Annotated in this window: 13 protein-coding genes; 3 read left to right on the forward strand and 10 right to left on the reverse strand. The window is 47.6% G+C overall.

All coding sequences use genetic code 11. The features are described from left to right. Nucleotides 1–22: 22 nt before the first annotated feature. From LC508_RS10000 to LC508_RS10045, 10 genes are all read right to left on the reverse strand, one after another. The gene (locus LC508_RS10000; RefSeq protein WP_033142979.1) at nt 23–1,348 is read right to left on the reverse strand and encodes an ABC transporter substrate-binding protein; all 1,326 of its coding nucleotides are present in this window, start codon (nt 1,346–1,348) and stop codon (nt 23–25) included. Nucleotides 1,349–1,530: 182 nt separating this feature from the next. Continuing rightward, complete coding sequence (locus LC508_RS10005; RefSeq protein ID WP_033142978.1) at nt 1,531–3,093, reverse strand: response regulator; 1,563 nt, start codon at nt 3,091–3,093, stop codon at nt 1,531–1,533. Nucleotides 3,094–3,095: 2 nt separating this feature from the next. Next, complete coding sequence (locus LC508_RS10010) at nt 3,096–4,910, reverse strand: cache domain-containing sensor histidine kinase (protein WP_103731566.1); 1,815 nt, start codon at nt 4,908–4,910, stop codon at nt 3,096–3,098. After that, nucleotides 4,898–6,049, reverse strand: coding sequence for an anaerobic sulfatase maturase (locus tag LC508_RS10015; protein WP_103731565.1), 1,152 nt, complete (start codon nt 6,047–6,049; stop codon nt 4,898–4,900). The genes LC508_RS10010 and LC508_RS10015 overlap by 13 nt, the downstream gene beginning before the upstream one ends. A 179-nt stretch (nt 6,050–6,228) precedes the next feature. Further along, the gene (locus tag LC508_RS10020; protein WP_103731564.1) at nt 6,229–7,500 is read right to left on the reverse strand and encodes a diaminopimelate decarboxylase; all 1,272 of its coding nucleotides are present in this window, start codon (nt 7,498–7,500) and stop codon (nt 6,229–6,231) included. A 31-nt stretch (nt 7,501–7,531) separates the two neighbouring features. Beyond that, on the reverse strand, nt 7,532–8,194 hold the full coding sequence (locus LC508_RS10025) for an HAD family hydrolase (protein WP_054352537.1): 663 nt from the start codon (nt 8,192–8,194) through the stop codon (nt 7,532–7,534). A gap of 152 nt (nt 8,195–8,346) precedes the next feature. Beyond that, nucleotides 8,347–9,783, reverse strand: coding sequence for a pyruvate kinase (gene pyk / locus LC508_RS10030; protein ID WP_033142973.1), 1,437 nt, complete (start codon nt 9,781–9,783; stop codon nt 8,347–8,349). 9 nt (nt 9,784–9,792) lie between these two features. Beyond that, entirely contained in the window at nt 9,793–10,638 is an 846-nt protein-coding gene (locus tag LC508_RS10035; protein ID WP_033142972.1) for a hypothetical protein, read from the reverse strand. A 53-nt stretch (nt 10,639–10,691) separates the two neighbouring features. Next, nucleotides 10,692–11,633, reverse strand: a complete 942-nt coding sequence (locus tag LC508_RS10040; RefSeq protein ID WP_033142971.1) for a magnesium transporter CorA family protein — start codon at nt 11,631–11,633, stop codon at nt 10,692–10,694. Between the two features lie 138 nt (nt 11,634–11,771). Continuing rightward, entirely contained in the window at nt 11,772–12,830 is a 1,059-nt protein-coding gene (locus LC508_RS10045; RefSeq protein ID WP_033142970.1) for a lactonase family protein, read from the reverse strand. A 248-nt stretch (nt 12,831–13,078) separates the two neighbouring features. Between LC508_RS10045 and LC508_RS10050 the strand changes: the two genes are divergently transcribed. Genes LC508_RS10050 through LC508_RS10060 form a run of 3 tightly spaced genes read left to right on the forward strand, consistent with a single transcriptional unit; the run spans nt 13,079 to nt 16,831 of the window. Then, the gene (locus tag LC508_RS10050) at nt 13,079–14,152 is read left to right on the forward strand and encodes an ABC transporter ATP-binding protein (protein ID WP_018596301.1); all 1,074 of its coding nucleotides are present in this window, start codon (nt 13,079–13,081) and stop codon (nt 14,150–14,152) included. Further along, nucleotides 14,145–14,960 (forward strand): ABC transporter permease, encoded by an 816-nt coding sequence (locus LC508_RS10055; protein WP_033142969.1) that lies wholly within the window; start codon nt 14,145–14,147, stop codon nt 14,958–14,960. The genes LC508_RS10050 and LC508_RS10055 overlap by 8 nt, the downstream gene beginning before the upstream one ends. Beyond that, nucleotides 14,960–16,831 (forward strand): extracellular solute-binding protein, encoded by a 1,872-nt coding sequence (locus LC508_RS10060; RefSeq protein WP_033142968.1) that lies wholly within the window; start codon nt 14,960–14,962, stop codon nt 16,829–16,831. The genes LC508_RS10055 and LC508_RS10060 overlap by 1 nt, the downstream gene beginning before the upstream one ends. Nucleotides 16,832–16,849: the final 18 nt, after the last annotated feature.

Genomic DNA, 16,849 nt, shown 5'->3' on the forward strand with positions numbered 1-16,849 from the left:
TACCGATAAAATCTTTTAGAATTTACTGATTGTTGATTTCTTCCTGTATCTTTTCTGCTGCCGTATCCATGGCATCTTTTGGTGTCTCCACATCATACATCACTTTTTCCATGGCCTCATTGATAATATTATAGACGGAATTGGCGTATGGCACTTTTGGTGAACCAGTTCCGCAGTTGATAGAATCATAGATCACCTGGTTTGTCTCAGGGTCCTGTTCAATAAATTTCTCTTTCAGAGATTCCCGGATCGGTGTGGTGCCCAGATCTTCGTACCTTGTCCACATACTCTCGGGACTGGATACATATTCAATAAATTTCCACACTTCATCCTTATGCTTGGTTTCTCCGCTCATAAACATAAAGCTCATGCCGCAGAAAGTCGCCTGCTGTGTATTTTTAAGTGGGCTTGCAAGTGCGATCTTGCCTTTCAGCGCGCCTTCATTTAATTGTTTATATGTCTGGTCAGTTACAATTCCCATGCCTGCAGTTCCCATACCGAAGGGATCCTGCTCGGAGTTAGAACAGTCAAAGGGAATCACACCGGCATCTGCAACCTCTTTCATAAATGCCACTGCCTCAACCGCCTTGTCAGAATTGCAGAGTATCTCATTATTATCCTCATCTACCAGATTCTTAACACCATTCTCCTCTATGAAAATAGACATATAATGCTGCATGGATGTTCCTGAGGTGGGCATGGCAAATCCTGTCTGTACTACAGTGCCGCTGTCGTCTTTTTTTATCAGCTTTTTATGGTCCTCCAGCATTTCCTGCCAGGTTGCAGGAGGGGTATCCGGGTCAAGGCCGGCCTCCTTAAAAAGCTCCTTGTTATATGCCAGCATTCTGGGATCCGGAAAAACAGCGATTCCATATATCTTACCGTTGACTTTTCCAAGATTCAGGGCATTCTCCATAAAATCGTCTTTTCCATCCCATTTGTCCACATACTCATCCAATGCAGCATACTGGCCAAGAGGTACTCTGGTTCCCAGAGAAGCCATGGTAAAATTAATAATGTCCGGGGCCGTGCCGGAAGCAAACCCCGTGTTCAGCTTTGTCTCGAAATCATCACCGTAAGGGCATTCCTGAAATTCTATCTCAATATTCGGATTTTCCTTTTCAAAACCGGCAATCATTTTTTCCCAGTAAGCCTTACGCTCAGGCTCTGTTCCGCTTCTTAAAAATACCAGTTTTGTCTTTTCTCCTGATGTGTTTTCGGTATCGGCTGATGTCTGTTCCTTTTTTTTCACCAGCTCTTCTGTACCCTTATTTCCGCATCCGCCCATTCCGAGTACCGCAGATGTCCCCATGATTCCTGCCAGAAGCAGTGCCACTTTTCTTTTCATATCCAAGTCCTCCTATTTTTTATTATATATCCAGTATAAGAAAAACGGGCCCGCACATCCATGTACCCTGTCTACTTGTTTTTGTACTATATTTTGCGGTTTTTATGATTTTTTTCTTCTTTTTTTTCTTGCTGCGCTGTCTGCGGAAAATATGGATTATCTTTTGATTTATTTGACTGGTTTTAGATTCCTTTCCGATATTCCATAGGTGACTTTCCATACCGCTCCTTAAAAGCTCTGCTGAAATACGCCGCGTCCGGAAAGCCTGCCATTCCGGCTATCTCCTGGATACTTTTTCTGGTGGCTCCCAGCAGTCTGCGGGACTCCTCCAGACGAACGCGGAGAAGAAAGTCGCTGAATTTTTCTCCTGTCTCTTTTTTAAAAAGTACAGAGACATAGCTTTTATTCAGATGAACCAGAGAGGACACCTGCTCCAGGGATATCTTCTGTGTATAATTCTGCTTCACATAGCCTATAATGTCCCGTACCGGGCCGGAATACTGATTCAGACTGCTCTTTATCTCACAGATTCTGCGAAGCTCTGCCATCCCTGCATACGTCCAGTTTTTCAAATCCTGAAGCGTCCTAAATCTCTCGCAGAACATCATCTCTGTCCTTCTGACTTCCTCCACCTCCGCGGCTGTCAGGGCATACGTTCTGGCCTTCCGGATACAGGAAGAAAGAATCTCAATACACAGGGCCTTCACATAGGCAGGAGGCAGCACAATTCTTCCTTCTATGTCCGCCAGAATCCCCTTCATCTTCTCCTCTGCACTTTCAAAATCATTCTTTTCCACCGCAGCCAGAATCTCTCTCATCTCCACTGCGTAATATAAATCTCCATGTCCCGAATCAGAATTTACCGTCATGGCATCATATCTCCAAATCCCCGGAAGCCTGAAAAAAGTACGGTTTTCCCTGGCCATTCTGGCCTGCCGCAGCATGTCCCTCAAATGATGGAAGCCATCCTTTTTCACACTTATTCCGATATATACCTCCGTCCCCAGATTATGCCGCAAAAGTGCCTCCAGCTTTCCGGAAAACACCTCCCGGTCCATATGAAGGCTGGGATTATAGAGGAGAAGATACTCCCCCTCTTCTATGGATGCACAGATGCCGGATATATGTTCCTCCTGCATAAAAAGCTCCGCCACCTCCAAAGCTGCATCCCCCTTTTCTTCTCCGGACAGGGATATGGACAGAAGAACTATACCTTCCTCTTTCAAAGCAATGCCCCGGTTCTCCAATCCACGGAGAACTTCTTCCCTCTGCTGCTCTGTGGTCCCGGTTTCCAGCAGTTTTTCCATGGTGATCCTCCGCCTCTCCGGTTCGGAACCACACGCCGCTTTGCTGTCCTTTGTCCTGCTTTTCTCCAGAAAACGCTTTGCTTCCTCCAGTGTAGTCTTCATCCCCTCCTTTGTGATCTCAGGCTTTAAGATAAACTCATTGGCCCCGGCTTTTATGGCCTGTCTGGCATAATGAAATTCATCGTAAGCGCTGAGGATCACCTTGTAAGGCTGGGCAATCCTTTCATTTTTCAGCCTGTCCAGAAATTCCAGACCGTCCATGACAGCCATCCGGATATCAGTAAACACAACCTCCACCTCATGTTCCCTGCAGTATTCCAATGCCTGTTTTCCGTTTACAAACTCCCCTGTCACATGGTAGTTGATATCCAGCTCTTCTATTTTTTTTCTCACCCATCTACGGGTTACTGCCTCGTCTTCCACGATTATAATCCGCATTTTCACATCTCCTTCTCTGTTCTGCATGGGATCCTGATATCAAAACGCATGCCGCCTTTGTGGGTATGCTCCGCAGAGATTCCATATTCCTCTCCGTAAATGATCTGCAGGCGTTTCTGTACATTCCGGATTCCGATTCCACTGAACTGCTCGTTAGACCGGGCTTCCTCCCTGCCGTCCAGTACTCTGCGGATATATTCCAGATCTCCGCCGCTCCCATCATCCTCCACACGAAGCAGCAGATTCTCCCCCTCCGCTTCAGCCCTGATCAGGATATGTCCGGTGTCCTCCTTCTGGCAGAAGCCGTGGGCGATGGCATTTTCCACAAGGGGCTGGACGGAAATCTTCGGTATGAGCCAGTCTTTCACTTTCCCGGACACTTCTATGTTCCACACAAAGGTATCCTGATATCTGTTTTCCATAAGAACAAGATAGTTTTTCAGGGATTCCATCTCTTCTGTCACAGGTATGCATTCCCTTTTATCGGAATAGGTCCTTCTCAGCAGTTTTGCCAGTGCCAGCAGACACTGGTCCGCCTGTTCTGCCATATCCATCTCCACCAGAAAACGTATGGAAGCAAGGGTATTATACAAAAAGTGGGGATTGATCTGAGCCTGCAGAGCCTGCATCTCCAGCCCCCGCTTCTCCTCTTCCTCCTGTTCCAGTCTTACGATCAGCTCCTCTATCCTGCCAATCATCTGGTTAAACTGCAGGCTGAGCTGTCCGAACTCATCGTTTGTCTCCACAGGTGTGCGCACAGTCAGGTCACCTCTGTATACATTTTTCATGTCAGCCTTTAATTTCTGCACCGGCCTGCTGATATACCTGGAATTGTACACAGACATGATCACAGCAAGCAGTACATAGACTGACGCCACCAAAAGAATCATGACAAAGATACGGTTGCCGGCCCACACAGCTTCTTTTTCCTCTTCATACATGACCAGTTTCCAGCCGGTGGTCTCATTTGTGACAAAGGATATCTGTGCCGGCCTGCCATTCATCTTCGCTTTAAAATAGCCGTGGTCAAATCCTGTCAATTTCTTCAGATATTCCTCGTTCTCCACACTCTGCTCTACAAGGCTTTCCTCTGTACTGCACAGTATTTTCCCTGTTTTGTCCATCAGAAACACCTGCTGGCTCTCTTTTTCCACACCGCCCCGGAAAATGTCTTCTACCTGCTTCCGTGGAATATTGACCTCCATGATTCCCAGTACTCTGCCGCTGTTCAGATTTTTAAGAAGACGGACAGCCCGCATAGCGCTGTTATCCTCTGTCTTCTGAAATTCACTGCTTACATATGCAGGAATGTATTTGATACTGCTGGTGTTCTCCCCCAGTTTTTGATACCATGGCTCCTGCTCAAGTTCTTTGAGCACAGGATAGTCAACGTACTCACTTCCATCATCCTCCACGGAGTAATTCCTTCCGCTGTCACAGAGAAGACGCAGATTATAGTCCATATTACTGTAGATTGCCCTGCTCTCTTTAAAATAACTGCATATATTTTTCTTCGCCACAAGCTCCTCATAAGGGCTCCGGAATTCACGCAGGGATATGAGACGATTCAGCTCCCTGTTGCAGTAAAAATAATTAGTGTAGGATACAATGTCCTGAAACATATCCTCCATATTTCTGTCTATCTGATTTAAAATGACCAGCTTGGAACTGTTCAGGCGCTCATTGGCTCCTGTCTGCACAAGATGAAAAAGGAGCAGCATGAGGACCATACAGGGTAACACAAACAGAACCAGATTGGATAGGAGGATTTTCTGTCCAAGACGCAGATTATGAAATTTTTTCTTTATTTTCCCCATAAGCGCACCAACTCCTCAAGCCTCGGAAGGGCATATGCGAAAAATTCCCTGTATGCCCCGCAGTAGTAGTTCTTTCCTCTTATGTACGTGCCATCCTCCTGTTTTTCCATACTGCACAGGCGGCAGCATCCATTCCGGCAGAGAGCCAGGTATGGACATATCCGGCATTCCTTTGGAAGAGTGCGGGAACGGCTGATAAATCCCAGCTCTTCTCTTTTTTGATCTATCTGCTCAAAGGAATCGTCTTTTATATTTCCCAGTCTCCATTCGTCCAGCGCATAGAAGTCACAGGGATACAGACTGCCGTCCGCCTCCACCACCCACTGAAGCCCGCAGATTCCACGCATACTGCACAGCTCCGGCTCCCGTCCTGTGAGTATGGCTGCCAGGTTTTCAAAATAGCGGTTGTAGATCACATGGCTTTTTGTGCCTTTCGCAGACGGTCCGGTCATATCCTGATACCAGCAGTCGAACAGATTTTTCAGGAATCTTCCGTATTTCTCCGGTGTCAGGGAGTAAGGGCTTGTACCCTGTGCTTCTCTTATGGGATCCAGACATTCGATGTACTGCTGATAATACAGGCCCTGCTTTTTGAAAAAATTGTAAAGCTGCCGGGCATGGCCTGCTGAGTAACCGGTCACTACAGTCAGAACATTAAAGTCAATCCCATACTTTTTAAATAATGCAATGGTTTTCATCACCTGTTTATAGGTACCCTTTCCTTTTGCATCACGGCGCAGATAGTCATGGCAGGCAGCATCTCCGTCCAGTGACACGCCTGCCAGGAATTTATTTTCCTTCAAAAAAGGAAACCAGTCCTCCTGAAGATGGTATCCGTTGGTCTGGATATTATAGCTGACCGGGATATTTCTTTTGTTGGATTTTCGGACAGTCTCCGTAAAATATTTAAAATAATCAAGCCCGGCAAGTGTCGGCTCCCCGCCCTGGAAAGTAAAGATACATTGCTTTTTGGCATAGTCCATGGACTTTTCAATCAGAATGCGCGCGGTCTCTCTGTCCATCACACCAAAGGACGGCGTTTCCCTGTTCGCTGCTTCATCCGCATAGAAGCAGTAGGCGCATCTCATATTGCAGTTCCCGGATGCCGGCTTTATGAGCAAGTGAAGTGTATCTGCCATATCGTTCTCCTTATTTTTCCGCAGAATATGCGTATTTTCTCATATACATATACTTAGTATATCTTTTGAAAAAAGCAGGAACAATAGGCAATCTTTAGCATTTTTTGAAATATATTTGGATAAAAGAAAAATACCGCCCGGGGACTGTATCTTTCCCAGTCCGGGGCGGTATCTCCTGTTTACAGATTCAATTTGTTATAAACAGCAAAGCAGTCCAGTGTGGCAAAATAATCCTTAGGCGTTTCCGCGCGGCGGATGAGCGCTGTACTGCCGTCCTCCTTCAGGAGTATCTCAGCGGATTTTAATTTGCCATTGTAATTGTATCCCATGGCATAACCGTGTGCACCGGTGTCATGGATGACCAGAAGGTCTCCTTTTTCGATTTCGGGAAGCATGCGGTCAACTGCGAATTTATCGTTATTTTCGCACAGGGAACCTGCGATATCGTATTTGTGGTCACAGGGGCTGTTCTCTTTTCCCATCACAGTGATATGATGGTATGCGCCGTACATGGCAGGGCGCATGAGATCTACTGCGCAGGCGTCCACGCCAACATACTCTTTGTGGGTATGTTTCTCATGGATCGCTTTGGTGACAAGGCAGCCGTAAGGTCCCATCATATAGCGCCCCATTTCACAATAGATCGCCACATCTGACATGCCTGCCGGTACCAGCACTTCCTCATAAACCTTCTTTACACCGGCTCCGATGGCACGGATATCATTTGCCTCCATGTCCGGGGTATATGGGATTCCCACACCGCCTGACAGGTTGATAAACGTAATATCAGCCCCGGTCTCTTTTTCCAGTTTAACTGCCAGCTCAAAGAGTTCTTTAGCCAGAACCGGATAGTAGTCATTCGTCACCGTATTGCTTGCAAGAAACGCATGGATACCGAACTCCTGCGCACCTTTTTCCTTCAGCACGCGGAAGGCCTCAAACATCTGCTCTGTGGTCATTCCGTACTTGGCGTCTCCGGGATTGTCCATGATGCCGTTGCCCATCTCAAACACACCGCCCGGGTTATAACGGCAGCTGATGCGTTTTGGAATATATCCTATGGTCTTCTCCAGAAATTCAATATGCGTAAAATCGTCCAGGTTAATGGTAGCCCCCAGTTTCTCCGCGTACACGTAATCCTCCGCCGGGGTGTCATTGGAGGAAAACATAATGTCATCACCTCTGCAGCCCATAGCCTCGGAGAGCATCAGCTCTGTGTAGGAGGAACAGTCGCAGCCGCAGCCATATTCCCTTAAAATGTCGATCAGAAACGGATTGGGATTGGCTTTCACTGCAAAATACTCCCTGAAGCCTTTGTTCCAGGAAAATGCCTCGTTCACTGCCCTGACATTATCCCGGATTCCCTTCTCATCATATAAATGAAAAGGGGTTGGATACTTTTTTATGATCTCGTCCAGTTGTTCTTTGGTGACAAATGTCTTTTTCTCCATTGAAATTTTCTCCTTTGGTAAATTTTTTATATCAGCAGGATTCTATCCACCTGGCAACAGCAAGCAGGGATTCCATTTTGCCGTCCAGCAGTTCGTCCACCGGTGAGGAATCTGTGAGCAGGTCAGGTATCATGACAGTTATCATACCCGCCCCGTGCGCAGAGCGTATGCCGTTGTAGGAGTCCTCCAGTGCAAGGGCGTGGGCGGGACTGACCTTCAGCGCTTGGCACGCCTTTTTATAGATCTCAGGAGAGGGCTTTGCCTCGGAAACCATGCTCCCTGTGATCACAGCGGAAAAGCAAGCCTCTATCCCCTCCCGCTGCAGATTGTTCTTCGCATACTCATGGCTGGAGGATGTCGCCACTGCCATAGGGATATTCTTTTTTGCCAGCACATCCAGCAGCTCATGCAGACCTTTCTTTGCAGGCAGGCCGTACTTCTCCTCGTATTCCCAGAATGCCTTTCTGTACTCCTCCCGGAACTGTTCAAAGGGGAAATCTTCCCCGTAGGTATCCTGGAAATGGCGTTTTCTTTTATCTACGTTAAAACCAAGGGTATAAAAAATATTATCTCCCAGCTTACCGTACCCCATCCGTTCTCCCGCCACGTCCCAGGAATATTTCACGATCCTCTCACTGTCAAACATAAGGCCGTCCATATCGAAGACGACGCCGTGGATATCTCTTTTCTCCATATTTCTGCTCCTTTTTGTACGGATACTATCATAACGGTTTTTTCTCTGTTTTGCAACAAAAAAAATATATCCTGTCTGTGGATGAGCCTGTTGGACAAATGAAAAAAGCCATCCCGCCGGCGGTCCATGACCATGGCGGAACAGCTTTTTATTTATTTCACTTCGATCACATGCAGCATGTTGGTCACATTCTGCTCATCCCTGCGGCTGTTGGTAGCCGGGTCGCCTGCGGTGAAGACGGCAAGCTGGCCTTTTTTTACAAGGCGTTTGCGTTTTACAGTCTCCATGGCACTTGTCAGGATATTTTCTGTGGTGTCTTTTGTGTTGCCTTTCAGCGGTCTTACGCCCCAGTAGAGCTGCATCTTATGCTGCACAAACTCGTTTGGCGTGATGGCATAGATGGGCATGGTCGGACGGAAACTGGATACCAGTCTTGCGGTCTTGCCTGACATGGTGGGGGTGATGATGCAGTCTGCATCAATGTTTCTGGCCGTGCGGACAGACGCAATACCGATGGCACTGGAAACCAGAGTCTGTTTGTACATGGTCCTGTGCTGAATGTATTTGTCATAATCCACATGCTTCTCTGTATCCTCTGCGATCTCGCCCATCATGGTCAGCGCTTCCACAGGATATTTTCCCGCTGCAGTCTCCCCGGAGAGCATGACTGCGTCGGTGCCGTCGTAGATGGCGTTTGCCACGTCCGCCACCTCTGCACGTGTGGGACGCGGGTTACGGATCATGGAATCCAGCATCTGTGTTGCTGTGATAACCGGAATATAATTTTCATTGCATTTCTTGATGATCATCTTCTGGATATAGGGAACTTCCTGTGCCGGGATCTCCACGCCCAGGTCACCTCTGGCTACCATAATGCCGTCGGCTGCCCCGATGATCTCGTCAATATTCTCAACACCTTCTGCATTCTCAATCTTGGCGATGATGGCAATCTGCTCCGCATGGTGCTCGTGGAGGATCTTGCGGATTTCCTTGATGCCCGCTGCATTCCGGATGAAAGAGGCTGCAATAAAGTCAATATCCTGCTGAATGCCAAAGATAATATCTGCCTTGTCTTTCTCTGTGATAGCCGGAAGCTTCACTCTTACATTCGGTACATTGACGCCCTTTTTCTCGCCCAGCTCACCGCCGTTTGCAACGGTGCAGACAATGTGATCTTTTTTTACGGTCTTTACATCCAGCTCGATAAGGCCGTCATCAATGAGGATCTTGTTGCCCGGTTTGACTTCTCTTGCCAGCCCGGGATAAGTGATGGAACATCCTTTTTCATTACCCACCGTCTCTTCCATATAGAGAGTAAAATCTGCGCCCTCTGTCAGAGTGACTTTCTTTCCGTCCTCCAGAACCCCGGTACGAATTTCCGGGCCTTTGGTATCCAGAAGAATAGCAACCGGTTTATCCAGCTCCTCCCTGACATTTTTCAGCAGGTTCATACGGTTTCTCTGCTCCTCGTAATCCCCGTGTGAAAAGTTGAAACGGGCCACATCCATGCCGTGTCTTACCAGGGCTTTCATTGTGGCTTTTTTGTCCGTATTCGGACCCATGGTACATACAATCTTCGTCTTGCGCATAAATTCCTCCTATTTTATATGTTCATGAGTAAAAAGATGATCCTGACAGTATTCGTAATTGCCGTTGCATTTGGAACAGAAGCGGAACTCCAGGTTATCCCCGTCCTTCTCTGTCCTGCCGCATATGGCGCATTTATGCTTTGTCACACCCGGTGCCATTTTGGGATGGACTGCCTTTTGGAACTGCTGCCGCCTGTGTACTTCTTTCGGATTGATATGGCTGTAATTCCTGGTGGCAAAAAAGAACACGATAAAGTTCAGCAGGGACGCGATGATCATCATCCTGATGGACCAGATCGGTGTCTGTATAAAATTATAGACCAGGTATGCAACATCCAGATACGCCAGCCATTTGATCTTCACCGGAATCACAAAGTACAGAAGAAGCTGCATATCCGGGTAACTGGCTGCAAAAGCCAGGAAAATGGACAGGTTGATATAATATGTGGAGATCGCTGCCATTCCGTAAAGGGAATTCATGGGTCCCTGAATAAAATAGAGCAGAAATGCACCGATGATAGTGCTTAAAATACCTCCTAAGATATAGACATTGTACCTGAAATCCCCCCATGTCTTCTCCAGTGAAGTTCCCAGGGAATAGTAAAGTGCAAGCATGATGATGGTAAAAATATTAAGCCCGGAGGGCGGAATCAAAAGCCAACTCACAAGTCTCCATATCTGTCCGTGCAGAATGTGGCCGGGGCTCAGCATCAGATAAGCGCTGAAAGGAATTCCGGTAACTGTGCCCAGAAAAGAAAGTACATATCCGATCACATAAAGCAGGATGATGTACTTTGTCAGATTTCTGATAGCAAAACGACCGCATTTCCTTTCCATTTTGTTCAAAAAATTCATATATTCTCCTCGTTTCTGATATCAGTATTCCCCCCTCAGGGAAACTCTTCCAATTAGAAAAGGTTTTTCTTGGAGAAGATCAATGCAACCAGTAAGCTCAGAACCAGGGACAGCACAATGACGATCACGAACCCATAAGGGCTCCCCGCAAAAGGCATCCCCGATGTGTTCACATTCATACCGTATGCACTGAATATCATGGTCGGAATCGACATGACAATGGTTACGGTTGCCAGAAACTTCATGACAATATTCAGATTGTTGGAAATAACAGAGGCAAAGGCATCCATCATTCCGGAAAGAATACCGCTGTAAATATTGGCCATCTCAATGGCCTGCTTATTCTCCACAATGACGTCCTCCAAAAGGTCCGTGTCATCGGGATACTGTTTGATCCGTTCCACTTTCAAAAGCTTCTCCAGCACCACCTCATTGGAACGCAGGGATGTGGTAAAGTACACCAGGGACTTTTCCAGCTCCAGAAGCTCGATCAGCTCCTGATTCCTGGTAGAAGCGTGAAGCTTCCCTTCCACTTCCTCGCTCTTTTTATCTATGATGCGCAGATAATGCAGGAACATACTGGCATTGTTATATAAGATCTGCAGGATAAATCTGGTCTTCATATAAGTATAAAAGTTCCGCACGCGGCCGTCCATAAATTTACCCAGCACTGAGATATCCTCCAGACACACAGTGAAGATCATTTCATTGGTCACAATGATGGACAGAGGGATGGTTCCGTACCAGTCCTTTTCGCCCCTCTCCTCAATGATGGGGGTGTCAACCAGGATGAGTGTGTAATTGTCCTCCACCTCTATACGGGAGCGCTCTTCCTCATCCAGAGGTGCACGCAGATCGTCCACCTCTATCTGGTACTTGTTGGAAATCTCAAAAATCTCTGTTGCTGTCGGATCTGTGAGAGCGATCCAGCATCCCTCGCTGGCTTCCTCCACCTGATGCATTTTTCCGTCTATCGTTTTAAAAATTCTGATCATGTTATCTCCCTTCACGCCCCATAAACGGGCGCAAAGATATCAGATGCGCCTGCCTATGGGGTTTCTACTCTTTATTTTGCTTTCTTGATTCGTATTCCCGGGACAAGGCCCACCTTCCATGATAACACTTCCTTTCTCCTATTCTTCCTCACATTTGTGGAAGATAATACTGTTTGGTGTCTCCACCTTCAAAGGTTTCCCCTTCATAACCAACAGCTTGTTTTCATAATCAATGGTAAATGTGGTGATAGAGTTGGACTCATGGTTCACCACTGCCAGATGTTTCCCGTCCGGGAATACATCCAGATCCTTTGGATACTCGCCGCTGATGGGCAGTATAAACTGTTTTTCCAGACTGCCGGTCTCCTCATCCACTTTGTACATGGAAACCGTATCTTCACCTGCTGTGGAGCAGAAGAGATACTCACCGTCCGGTGACAGGCACATGCCGGATGTGGCATCGTGCGTCTCATCATCGTGGGATACCAGCGTGCTCTCTGTCTGAATCAGCTCGAAAACAGGATTCTTGCCGCTTCCGTCGTAGCGGTATACCTGCACCTCATTGCTCAGCTCAAAATTCAGGAATGCATATTTGCCGTTGGGACTGAATTTGATCAGTCTCGGTCCGGACTCCCTCACACAGCGCAGTACATCCACAAGCTCCAGCTTGCTGGTCCTGTTATTGACACGGTAGATCTTCATCTGGTCGATTCCGTTGTCCACTGCACAGAGATATTTTCCGTCCGGTGTAGGACGCACACAGCTTACATGGGGACGGAAGTTTCTCTCCGCCACGCTTCCCAGTCCTCTGTGGAATACCCCGTCCATGACGCTTCCCAGGCGTCCGTCCCTGTGGGTATGTACCACGGTAACCTTACCGTCGTGATAACCTGCCACATAGAGATATTTTCCTTCCTTGTCGGTGGACAGGTGGCAGCCTCTCATTCCGTCAATGTCTACTTTATTAATAAAGGTAAGATCTCCGTCCGGATCAATTGAAAATACGGCAACTCCTTCGTCGGCAATGGAATAGAGATATTTCCCATTTAATGATATGGCCAGGTGGGAGGAATTATTTACAGGAATGACTTTTCGCTCTGTAAGTGTCCCCTCTTCTACATTTACATCATATAAATGGATTCCGATACTGCTTCCATGGGTATACGTTCCAACATATGCAACATACTTCTCTTTCATTTATGCAATACCCTCCTGTTTTATTCTGATTCTCCCCGGTTGGCGGAATTTTCAGCCGCTATCCGTGGTCTAACGACATTCTACCACAAACTTTTTCTTTATACAATGCAATTCCCGCTAAATTCGCAACATTTATGTTGACAAGGTTTGTGTGTTTAGTATAATGAAATTCAGAGTCTTTCCACGGTCAGGCCGGTTTTACGGGACAGATTCTGCATTTATTTCATATCACGTAAAGGAGAACGCGAATGAACCATACACTGGTGGATTTAATTGACATTTCCAAAGGATTTGGCGATCAGATTGTTCTGGACAAGCTGAATCTCTCCATCCGGGAAAATGAATTTCTTACCCTTTTAGGCCCCAGCGGCTGCGGTAAGACAACCACTCTCCGTATCCTGGGCGGTTTTGAAACGCCGGATTTCGGACAGGTTATTTTTGACGGAGAGGATATTACCAATCTTCCGCCCAATAAGCGAAATCTGAACACCGTATTCCAGAAATACGCCCTGTTCTCCCACATGAATATAGAAGAAAATATTGCTTTTGGTTTAAAAATTGCCGGAAAGAGCAACGCTTATATCAAAGACAAGATCAAATACGCACTGAAACTGGTAAATCTTGAGGGCTTTGAAAACCGTCTGCCTGACTCTTTAAGCGGCGGCCAGCAGCAGCGTGTAGCCATAGCCCGCGCCATTGTAAATGAGCCGCGTCTTCTGCTATTGGATGAGCCTCTGGGCGCTCTGGATCTGAAGCTGCGCCAGGACATGCAGTATGAGCTGATCCGCCTGAAAAATGAGCTGGGCATTACCTTTATCTACGTGACCCACGATCAGGAAGAAGCACTTACCATGTCAGACACCATCGTGGTCATGAACCAGGGATATATCCAGCAGATGGGGTCCCCTGAGGATATCTACAATGAGCCGCAGAACGCATTTGTAGCCGACTTTATCGGCGAGAGTAATATTATAGAAGGTACTATGCTTGAGGACAGGCTGGTGAAGATCCTGGGTGCCAAGTTCCCCTGTGTGGACGAAGGCTTTGGCCGCAACAGACCCGTTGACGTTGTCATCCGGCCCGAGGATGTGGACCTGGTGAAGCCTGAGGAGGGCACGATCCAGGGCGTTGTCTCCCATCTGATCTTCAAAGGCGTCCACTATGAAATGGAAGTCCAGGCAAACGGGTTTGAATGGCTGGTACACAGCACAGACATGTTCCCGGTAGGCCAGAAAGTCGGTATCCATGTGGACCCCTTCGACATCCAGATCATGCACAAGCCGGTATCGGAGGACGAGGAGGCCATAGGAGTGAATGAATAGAAAAAAATTACTGACCGGACCTTATTTTTTCTGGGCCGTGGCCTTTATTCTGATTCCCCTCGCCATGGTCTTATATTATGGTCTGACAGATGTGGACGGCCATCTGACTTATGAAAATCTTCTGGCCATCGGGACAGTGGAGAATTTCAAGGCCCTGTGCCTCTCCCTGCTGCTCTCCATTGTCAGTACAGCCATCTGTCTGTTGTTAGCCTACCCTCTTGCCATGATTTTATCCGGCATGAAGGTAAATCAGACCAGTTTTATTGTGTTGATCTTCATTCTGCCCATGTGGATGAATTTTCTGCTGCGCACCATGGCCTGGCAGACCCTGCTGGAGAAAAACGGCGTCATCAACCAGCTTCTGGGCTTTCTGCACCTGCCCTCCATTCAGCTCATCAACACGCCCTATGCCATCATCCTGGGTATGGTGTACAACTTCCTGCCTTTCATGGTGCTGCCCCTCTACAATGTGCTGTCCAAGATTGACAAGGACGTCATCTTCGCAGCCAGAGATTTGGGGGCCACGGAATTGTATACCTTCCGGAAGATCATCTTCCCTCTCAGCCTTCCCGGCGTGGTGAGCGGTGTCATCATGGTATTTGTGCCTGCTCTCACCACATTTGTCATCTCCGATCTGTTGGGCGGAAGCAAGATCCTGCTCATCGGAAATGTCATTGAACAGAAGTTCAAACAGGGCAGCAACTGGCATGTGGGAAGCGGACTTTCTCTGGTGCTGATGGTCTTTATCCTGATCAGCATGGTGGTCACCACCAAGTATGACAAAGATGGACAAGGAGGTATGTTCTGATGAAGAAGACAGCCAGAAATATATATTTGGCGCTTATTCTGATCCTCATGTACGCGCCGATCGTGACACTTATGATCCTCTCCTTCAATGCCTCCAAATCGCGCTCCAAATGGGGCGGATTTACCCTGCAGTGGTATAGCTCCCTGTTCCGGGATGATGCCATTATGAGTGCCCTTTACAACACCCTTGTCATTGCATTTTTATCGGCAATACTGGCGACTCTCATCGGAACCTGTGCTTCCATCGGCATTAATTCCATGAAGAGCAGATGGCGTACAGTATTTATGGGAGTCACCAATATTCCCATACTGAATTCTGACATTGTGACCGGTATTTCCCTCATGCTTCTGTTTATTGCATGCAGGTTTACCCTGGGCTTTTCCACCATTTTAATGGCACACATAACCTTCAATATCCCCTATGTGATCCTGAGCGTTATGCCGAAGCTGAAGCAGACCAACAAGAGCACTTATGAGGCCGCCAGAGACCTGGGCGCAGGCCCTTTCCAGGCATTTATGAAGGTAGTGTTCCCGGATATCCTTCCCGGTGTGCTGTCAGGATTTCTCATGGCTTTTACCATGTCCCTGGATGATTTTATCATCACGCATTTTACCAAGGGACCCGGGGTGGATACCCTGTCCACCAAGATATATTCCGAGGTGCGGAAGGGCATCCGGCCGGAGATGTACGCGCTCTCCACTCTGCTCTTTTTATCTGTCATGGTCATTATGATCCTGGTAAATTCAGCCCCCAAAGAGCCGGATAAAAAGCTCAGCTTAGAGCTTGAAAATGAAAAGAAGAAGCTCCCTCTGCGCCAGGTCATTCCGGCAGCACTTGTCATCCTTGTGGCAGGCGCAGGATTTCTTTTCCATCTGGGAAGCAAAGGAAGCGTGTCCGATGAAAAGCTGATCGTGTATAACTGGGGGGAATATCTGGACCCTGAGGTCATAGATATCTTCGAGGAGGAGACCGGTATAACCGTCACCTATGAGGAGTACGAGACCAATGAGATCATGTATCCGAAAATCATGTCAAAGGCCATTGCCTACGATGTGGTCTGCCCCTCTGATTATATGATCCAGCGTATGCGGGAGAACGACCTACTGGCCAAGATCAACTGGGACAATGTGCCCAACATCAAGAACATTGACCCCACCTATATGGAACAGTCCAGGAGCTTTGACCCGGAAAACGAATACTCAGTGCCCTACTGTGTCGGCACTGTGGGCATTCTCTACAACAAGACCATGGTCAAAGAAAAGGTGGATAGCTGGGATATTCTCTGGGATGAAAAATACAGGGACAGTATCCTCATGCAGGATTCCGTCCGGGATGCCTTCGCGGTTGCCCTGAAGCGCAGGGGATATTCCCTGAACTCCGTAGTCGTGGACGAGCTGATCCAGGCCACGGATGATCTGATCGCGCAGAAACCTCTGGTCCAGGCCTATGTGGTGGACCAGGTCAGGGATAAGATGATCGGAAATGAGGCTGCGCTGGGCGTTATCTATTCCGGCGAAGCCCTCTATACCCAAAGGGAGAACCCGAATCTGGAATATGTGATTCCCAAAGAGGGGACTAACGTATGGATTGATTCCTGGGTGATCCCATCCAATGCGCAGAATAAGGAAAACGCGGAAAAATTCATCAATTTCCTCTGCCGCCCGGATATTGCGCTGATGAACTTTGAGTACATCACCTACGCAACACCAAACAAAGCTGCCAGAGATCTGATCGAGGATGACAGCATCCGAAACAGCAGAGTGCTCTTCCCCGAAGCAGAAGATCTGAAGGGAAGCGAGACCTTCCAGTTCCTGGGCGATGAAGCAGACTCATACTACAATGAACTGTGGAACAAGGTAAAATCCAAGTAACCGGGAAGGCATTGCCGT

It is taken from the genome of Blautia parvula (genome assembly GCF_020215665.1).
Taxonomy (GTDB): domain Bacteria; phylum Bacillota; class Clostridia; order Lachnospirales; family Lachnospiraceae; genus Blautia; species Blautia celeris.

Bases quoted from the DNA above. Each gene is read 5' to 3' on its own strand.
- LC508_RS10010 (WP_103731566.1), bottom strand. From the start codon at position 4,910: ATGGGGAAAATAAAGAAAAAATTTCATAATCTGCGTCTTGGACAGAAA.
- LC508_RS10040 (WP_033142971.1), bottom strand. From the start codon at position 11,633: ATGATCAGAATTTTTAAAACGATAGACGGAAAAATGCATCAGGTGGAG.
- LC508_RS10035 (WP_033142972.1), bottom strand. From the start codon at position 10,638: ATGAATTTTTTGAACAAAATGGAAAGGAAATGCGGTCGTTTTGCTATC.
- LC508_RS10000 (WP_033142979.1), bottom strand. From the start codon at position 1,348: ATGAAAAGAAAAGTGGCACTGCTTCTGGCAGGAATCATGGGGACATCT.
- pyk (WP_033142973.1), bottom strand. From the start codon at position 9,783: ATGCGCAAGACGAAGATTGTATGTACCATGGGTCCGAATACGGACAAA.
- LC508_RS10055 (WP_033142969.1), top strand. From the start codon at position 14,145: ATGAATAGAAAAAAATTACTGACCGGACCTTATTTTTTCTGGGCCGTG.
- LC508_RS10060 (WP_033142968.1), top strand. From the start codon at position 14,960: ATGAAGAAGACAGCCAGAAATATATATTTGGCGCTTATTCTGATCCTC.
- LC508_RS10015 (WP_103731565.1), bottom strand. From the start codon at position 6,049: ATGGCAGATACACTTCACTTGCTCATAAAGCCGGCATCCGGGAACTGC.
- LC508_RS10005 (WP_033142978.1), bottom strand. From the start codon at position 3,093: ATGCGGATTATAATCGTGGAAGACGAGGCAGTAACCCGTAGATGGGTG.
- LC508_RS10025 (WP_054352537.1), bottom strand. From the start codon at position 8,194: ATGGAGAAAAGAGATATCCACGGCGTCGTCTTCGATATGGACGGCCTT.
- LC508_RS10045 (WP_033142970.1), bottom strand. From the start codon at position 12,830: ATGAAAGAGAAGTATGTTGCATATGTTGGAACGTATACCCATGGAAGC.
- LC508_RS10020 (WP_103731564.1), bottom strand. From the start codon at position 7,500: ATGGAGAAAAAGACATTTGTCACCAAAGAACAACTGGACGAGATCATA.
- LC508_RS10050 (WP_018596301.1), top strand. From the start codon at position 13,079: ATGAACCATACACTGGTGGATTTAATTGACATTTCCAAAGGATTTGGC.